Annotated in this window: 6 protein-coding genes and 2 pseudogenes; 3 read left to right on the forward strand and 5 right to left on the reverse strand. The window is 69.2% G+C overall.

Features of this window, described 5'->3' with window-relative positions:
* Window positions 1-91: pseudogene (locus ABZ281_RS32070) on the forward strand (DNA-binding response regulator); the annotation flags it as partial.
* A 107-nt stretch (window positions 92-198) separates the two neighbouring features.
* On the opposite strand, the gene ABZ281_RS32075 reads toward ABZ281_RS32070, so the two are convergent.
* Together ABZ281_RS32075 and ABZ281_RS32080 are read right to left on the reverse strand one after the other, a co-directional pair.
* Window positions 199-588 carry a hypothetical protein gene (locus ABZ281_RS32075; protein ID WP_356661196.1) on the reverse strand — a complete coding sequence of 130 codons (390 nt, stop codon included), beginning with the start codon at window positions 586-588 and terminating at the stop codon, window positions 199-201.
* 57 nt (window positions 589-645) lie between these two features.
* On the reverse strand, window positions 646-2,067 hold the full coding sequence (locus tag ABZ281_RS32080) for a recombinase family protein (protein ID WP_260474317.1): 1,422 nt from the start codon (window positions 2,065-2,067) through the stop codon (window positions 646-648).
* Here ABZ281_RS32080 and ABZ281_RS32085 point away from each other — a divergent pair.
* Window positions 2,054-3,262, forward strand: a complete 1,209-nt coding sequence (locus ABZ281_RS32085) for an MFS transporter (RefSeq protein ID WP_356661198.1) — start codon at window positions 2,054-2,056, stop codon at window positions 3,260-3,262. The two genes, ABZ281_RS32080 and ABZ281_RS32085, sit on opposite strands and share 14 nt — an antisense overlap.
* 40 nt (window positions 3,263-3,302) lie before the next feature.
* On the opposite strand, the gene ABZ281_RS32090 is transcribed toward ABZ281_RS32085, so the two are convergent.
* From ABZ281_RS32090 to ABZ281_RS32100, 3 genes are all read right to left on the reverse strand, one after another.
* Complete coding sequence (locus ABZ281_RS32090; protein ID WP_356661200.1) at window positions 3,303-3,644, reverse strand: hypothetical protein; 342 nt, start codon at window positions 3,642-3,644, stop codon at window positions 3,303-3,305.
* Window positions 3,641-4,117, reverse strand: coding sequence for a hypothetical protein (locus tag ABZ281_RS32095; RefSeq protein WP_356661202.1), 477 nt, complete (start codon window positions 4,115-4,117; stop codon window positions 3,641-3,643). Before ABZ281_RS32095 ends, ABZ281_RS32090 begins: the two co-directional genes overlap by 4 nt.
* 197 nt (window positions 4,118-4,314) lie before the next feature.
* On the reverse strand, window positions 4,315-5,565 hold the full coding sequence (locus ABZ281_RS32100; RefSeq protein WP_356661204.1) for a helix-turn-helix transcriptional regulator: 1,251 nt from the start codon (window positions 5,563-5,565) through the stop codon (window positions 4,315-4,317).
* Between the two features lie 305 nt (window positions 5,566-5,870).
* Here ABZ281_RS32100 and ABZ281_RS32105 point away from each other — a divergent pair.
* A pseudogene (locus ABZ281_RS32105) lies at window positions 5,871-6,528 on the forward strand (methyltransferase); the annotation flags it as partial.

The raw sequence follows: 6,528 nt of genomic DNA on the forward strand, positions 1-6,528 counted from the left end.
GGCGGTCTCGGTCCTGCGGGAGCTGTGCCCGGACGTCGTCCTCATGGACGTCCGGATGCCGGAGACCGACGGGATCCGCGCCACCGATCAATTCCAAGGGATGCCTGCGGAGGGTTTGAAGTGGGCGTCGGTCGAAGCCGCCGCGAGACGGTCGGGCGGCGGGCTGCCGGCCCTGGTTGTCGAGGTGGCAGCGGGCGGTCAGGCGTCAGGGTCGACTTCGGGGTGCGTGAACCGCAGGGGCTTGCCCAGCGACCGGGCGTAGGCGATTTCGGCTCGGGTGCTGTCTCCGATGTGGTCGCCGACTACGAGCACCTTGTCGGCGAGCCGGATCTTCGCCCGGTGCAGCTCGCCGAGCCGGACCTTCAGCGCCTCGGCCTCGGCGGGATCGGACCAAAGCCCGTGCGGCGCCTTCATGTCGAAGCCCGGTTTGACGACGATCTTTCCAGCTTTGGTCTCCCGCAGATCGGCCTCGGTCATCTCGGTCATGAAGCGGGTGGAGCCGCAGATCACGACGATACGCGGGAGGCTCAACAGCTTCTTCGCGTCGGCGAGTTTCTCCTCGGGGGTGAGCAGTTGCGGGTATGACACTGGTTCCTCCTGGTGGTGTGGTCCAAGGGGGGCCTGCGGAGACGAGAGTGGGGCAGGCTACGCGTCTTGTTCGTCGTCGGCGGTGTGGTTCCACTCCACGGTCATGTAGTCGTCCACGGTCATCTTCGCCGCCTTCTTGAAGCCGTTCGGGTGCATCGTGATCGTGGTGACGAATTTGACCCACGCTCGACGGACGGGGAGTGGAGTGTTCGGCCAGTCCTGAATCAGGCCAGCGATGCCCGACACGGGGTCGATCGGGGGCAGGCCAGTGATACCGGACAGCCTCTCGTCGATCTCGTCGAGCCTGGACCGGATCGCCTCGGTACCGGCCGTCATCTGGGACAGGGTGATGGACCCGGAGGCGTAGGACACAGCCAACCCGTCGAGCCGTTCCCGCAGGGTCTGCGCTTCCTGATGAAGGTGGGCTGAGTCGTCTCCCTGCTCCTGCCGAGAAGCGAGGACCCAGGGAAGGAAGTCGGGGAAGACGATCCGCGCCAGGACGGCGTTACCCGCTCGCTTGTCGGCCAGTTCCCGGGGCACGCGTACGTGCTTTTGTCCGCAGCGGTAGACCGGGGTCCCTCGGTACATGCCGCCTCGCACGGTATCCCCGCAACGCTCACACGTGGCCAGTCCGGCAAGCAGGGTCTGAGGGGCCGAGCCCGTACGCGCACCGCCCGTGAAGCGCTTGGGGTTCGTCAGTGCCGACACGAGGGCGTAGTGCGTCGCATCATCAAGAATCGCGGGCCACTTGCCCGCGCCCATCACCTCGCCCCGGTAGGTGACCTGAGCGATGTACCGAGGGGAGATGAGCACCTTCTTCACACCGCCCACGCCCCACCCCTTCGCCTCGCCATCTGCCTCACCCTTCGCCTTGCCGGACGACGAGCGGGGAGCGAGCAGACCGAGGCCGGTCCAGAAGCGAGCGACAGCCGCCAGGGTCTCGCCTTGGAGAACCATCTCGGCACCCTTGCGGATCGCCTCCGCCTCGGCATCGACCACGGTCACGTAGTCGTCTTCGTATCCGAACGTTCGCAAGCCCGCCTTGTGTGGCTTGCCGTTCTTCGCCGCCTGGAGGTTCGACGCCTTCTGCCGTAGCGCCTTCTGCTCACCCTCGTACTCCGCCCAAGCCGTGACCGTCTTGGCCGTGGCCCGACCGGCCGGAGTCGACAGGTCGAGGTGTCCGGCGTGGATGGCGTGGACGTTGACCCCGAGTGCGATCACTCGCAGCAGGTCTTCCGTCCTGCGCACGAGCCGGTCAGTGTGCCAACAGAGAATCGCGTCCGGCTTGGACGCCAACAGCCGTTCGAACCCTGGCCGCACCTTGCCCGAGGTGGCGCTGATGTCGTTGTCCGAGATCACCTCTCGTACGGTCCAGCCACGGGCTGCGGCGAACGCCCGGCACTCGTCCTCCTGGCGCTGAACGCCCAACTCGTCGCCATGCTGATCGAGGCTCAGTCGTACGTAGATGGTGACGTCCATCTGTCTGCCCCCCTTGTTCATGCACGCGGACTCACGTGCCCCAAAGATTTACCACAAGTTCGACTGGTCGCGCGGCACGATCGGCGCCGCCGTCTCGGTGAATCTGGCGCTCTACGGTCTGACGGCACCGTTCGCGGCGGCCCTGATGGACCGCTTCGGCATCCGCCGGGTCGTCGCGGTCGCCCTGACCGTGATCGCGGCCGGATCCCTGCTCACCGTGTGGATGACAGCGGCCTGGCAGCTGATGCTGTGCTGGGGCCTGCTCGTCGGTCTCGGCTCCGGCTCCATGGCGCTGGCCTTCGCCGCGACCGTCACCAACCGCTGGTTCACCGCGCGGCGCGGCCTGGTCAGCGGCATCCTCACCGCCGCCTCGGCATCCGGCCAGCTGATCTTCCTGCCCCTGCTGTCCTGGATCATCGACCGTCACGACTGGCGCCCGGCAGCCGTGACGGTCGCCCTCGCCGCGCTCGCGGTCGTCCCGTTCGTGTGGCTCCTGCTGCACGACCACCCGGCCGACGTGGGCCAGAAGCCGTACGGCGCCGCCGAGTTCGTGCCCAAGCCGCCGCCCGTGCCCGGCGCCGCCCGCCGGGCCGTGGCCGTGCTGCTGTCCGCCGTGCGCACCGGCCCGTTCTGGCTGCTCGCCGGCACCTTCGCGATCTGCGGCGCCTCCACCAACGGCCTGATCCAGACCCACTTCATCCCCGCGGCCCACGACCACCACATGCCCGTCCAGGCCGCCGCGTCCCTGCTCGCCGTCATCGGCGTCTTCGACGTCGTCGGCACGATCGCCTCCGGCTGGTTCACGGACCGTTTCGAGCCGCGCCGCCTGCTGGCGGTGTACTACGCGCTGCGGGGCGTCTCCCTGATGTTCCTGCCGCTCCTGCTCGGCCCCGCGGTCCACCCTCCGATGATCTTCTTCATCGTCTTCTACGGCCTCGACTGGGTCGCCACCGTGCCGCCCACCCTCGCCCTGTGCCGCGAGCAGTACGGCGAGGACAGCGCGATCGTCTTCGGCTGGGTCCTCGCCTCCCACCAGGTCGGGGCGGCCCTCGTCGCCTTCCTGGGCGGTGTCGCGCGGGACACCTTCGGGTCGTACGACGTGGTCTGGTACGCGGCGGGGGCGCTGTGCGCGGGGGCGGCGCTGATGGCGCTGGTGATCCGGCGGAGGGCAGGGGATGTGGCGGCGACGGTTTGAGAGGAACCCGCTGTCATTCTTCCGGGCGGGCCGCCGTGCCTCAAGGGCGACGGCTCGGACCCGGAGACGGATCGAGTTCGCCCGGTCGCTCAAGGAGGCCGAGTAGTGCGCGCGCGTTCACTCCGGCGTTGTACAGCCGTGTCCCGAGCTCGGCTGCCGTCGTACCGGTGTCGTCGAGGACTTCGCCCGAGTGCCTCAGCACGATGCGCGCCGTGTCCTGCATGCCCTCGCGCATACGCGGCACCAGCTCCTCCAACTTCGGAGCGAGCAGCCCGACGTACGCCTCCGACTCCTCAGCCAGGAGAGACAACTCGTCCCCCTGCGGGATCGGATCCCACAGCACGTCCTCGCACCGCTGTCGGATCCGCGCCGCGTCACTCACTCTTCCCGCTCCGTGGGCAGGCAGTGACGGCCGGCGGCGATCAGCCGGGCGACTTTCAACGGCCTGCACAGGGTCGCGGCCGAGTCGATCGGCACTGACCAGTAAGTGGCCCGAGCGGGGGTGCGTTCCACGGCGTCCACCCTGGGAACTCCGAGGTAGCTGCCGTGGCCGAGGCATTCCACGTCCAGGGGCCTCCAGTCGTCGACGGCCTGATGCCAGGTTCTTGGCACGCTCGCGGGTACCAGGGCGTAATACCGCAAGTGGCGTGGATCGCAGATGACGGGGCCGCCATCGAGGGCGTGGCGCATGAACTCGTCGAGTTCGGACGTCTCGGTGCTTTCCGTCAGGGCTACTACAAGGCGGCCGGGGATCCGTACGGCGGAGAAAAAGGTGCCGAGCGGGAGCATGGCCACGTCGTGCTGCCGCCATTCGAGCCGGGCCCGGGCACGGCCGGGGGCGGGCAGTGATGCCAATAGCCAGTGCTCCGCTGCTGACCGCCGGTCTGCTGTGCCGTGTACGAGCATGCCGCGCGCAGCGACGACGGGCCGTAAGGCTGAGTGGCTGTGGTTACTGGGCATGCTCGGGCCTCCCCGGTCACGTGCGTTCCGTTTCACCACGTGACCGTAGAAGCGCCGGTACAGCGGCAGGGGCACAGTTTGTGCCCCCTTGATTACGCTGCGAGAAGACCGAGCTTTACAGCGAGCCCCGAGGCACGGCGCCTGCGCGCCGGAGACTTGGCCTCGGTCTCTTCCAGGATGATGCGCTTGGCATAGCCGTTGTACTTGATCGTTTCCGGTGCCGCTTCGTAGGCCTGGTCGAGCGTGGCGAGTGCCACGTCCGGCTGCCCGTCGAGCTGGTAGCCGCGAGCGCTTTCGATGCGATGGCGCGCTCGTCGTGGTCGCGACGGGATGGTTGCCGCGTCGGCAGCCGCGGCCTGCCGTACGGATTCCCCGCCGGCGTGCAACTCGACGGCGATGGTCACTGCGTGCGCGCCCATGATGCCGGGTGAGAACGACGTCACCGAGTGGTAGTAGGCGGCGGGCAGACGGGCCGCCATATCCCGGGCCTGGTCCCAGTACCGCCAGGCTGTCCCCGCCTCGCCCCGGTGGGCTGCCGTGTAACCGGCTTCAAAGGTGAGGGCGCCCGTGATCGCGAGGACATCGTCGCCGGCGTTCGGCAGCAGCGGTTCGAGGTAGGCCAGCGCGCCCAGGTTCACGGCGTCGGCAGCGTCGAAGTGGGCGGGCCCACTGTCACGGTGTGCCTGAGCGGCGAGCCACGCGGCAACGCCGATCGTGTGCGGGTCCTCGGACTCCTGAGCAGCGATCAGGGCGCGGTCGGCGACACGCCACAGCAGCGCCGGGTCGGGCTGGTAGGCGCAGAAGAACTGTGCGAGGGAGTACACCTCCGCGAGGACCGCCTGTGCCGCACGCCGTTCCGGTCCGGAGTCGGCCTGGCGCGCCGTCGCCTGCGCGTCGCGGATCAGGTCCGGCAGCAATCCGCCGATGACCTCACGGTGGTTCGGGGCCGAGTGTCGGGCGGCCCAAGCACGTGCGAGGCGAGCGCGGAGGTGCTCGGCGGGGGGTGCCTGGCGCTCGGTGGTGAGTGGAAAGGCATCGACAGCCGACTTCACTTCGGGGAGGCGTGGGTGTCCGGGTCCGGTGAAGAGGCCGACGCGTACGGACTGGTCTCCTGTGAGGTCGGAGAGGTCCCGTAGGCGGAGGATCTCGGCGATGCGGAGGATCACTTCGAGTCTGGGTGTCTTGAGACGGCCTGTTTCGATGCCCTTGACCCAGGAACCGGAGCGGCCGACGAGGCCTCCGAGTTGCTCACGGGTGAGGCCCTTGCGAGTGCGCAGGATCTGGAGCCGTGGCCCGAAGACAAGCGGGTCGGCGTAGGGGTCAGGGGTAGCGTCAGATGGCACGGTCTCGCCCCTTCTCTGTTCGGCGTCCACTGTCAGGGTATGGGGCAGGGCCACTTGAGTGTGAGCGCTCGGCGACGCTCAGCAAGCCCGGTGCTTGCGGATGTGGTGCGCGGTTTTACGGACCCGGGCGACTTGGCCGTGGTGCACCCTGCTGTGGCGGGCCATCCCCCGCGAGATCTGGCACTCTTGATTCGGCAGCTTCCCTTCCTCGAAAGGCTCGTTGATGACACTCGGCATGGTCCTCGGTGACGTGGTCGTCGTGGCTTCGCGCGTTCGCTCACGTTCGACCTTCCGAGGAGTCTGCCGTGTCCACGATCCACTGGGTCGAGGCTCGACCCCGTTCCGCCCGCTGGCACTCTGAATCCGGCCTGCCCCTGCCTCGCCGGGTCGTCGTCGCCGACGACCTGACGCCGGCCGCCGTCGCCCACCGACTGGCCTGTGAGGGCACCGCGTTGCTGTGGCGCGGGGATTTCCACAACGCCCGGCAGCTGCTGCGCGCCATGGACCGCCGCGTCGGCCGCAGCGCGCACGAAATGCCGGGAGCCCCGGCCGAGGCCTTTCACGCACACCGCCGGTTCCGCGCCCACCGGGCGCGCGTGCTCGGCAAGTTGCTCGTCCAGCTGGAGGAGGACCACACCCTGGCGCTGCGCCGCGCGCCGGATGTACGCCGGGCGTGCGACGAGGCATACGGGCCCCCGGGCGGCGGGCCTGTCGCCGTAGCCCTCACCGAGCTGCTGGGGGTGATCGGAGCCCGGGAGTGGCGGGAGAAGGGCGTTGCCGTACCGGCGCTGGGCGCGCGGATCCACCCGCACTACGGGGTGTTCGCGCCGACCAGGAGCGAGTACGTCGACCTCGTCGCACGGGCGCCCCTGCCGGGCGGCGGGGCCGTGCGTACGGCGTTCGACCTGGGTACGGGCACCGGAGTGCTCGCCGCCGTGCTGGCCCGGCGCCGGGTCGGGCAGG

It is taken from the genome of Streptomyces sp. NPDC006265 (assembly GCF_040613555.1).
GTDB lineage: Bacteria > Actinomycetota > Actinomycetes > Streptomycetales > Streptomycetaceae > Streptomyces.

Coding starts and splice junctions, on each gene's coding strand:
- ABZ281_RS32080 (WP_260474317.1), bottom strand. CDS start 2,067: ATGGACGTCACCATCTACGTACGACTGAGCCTCGATCAGCATGGCGAC.
- ABZ281_RS32085 (WP_356661198.1), top strand. CDS start 2,054: ATGGTGACGTCCATCTGTCTGCCCCCCTTGTTCATGCACGCGGACTCA.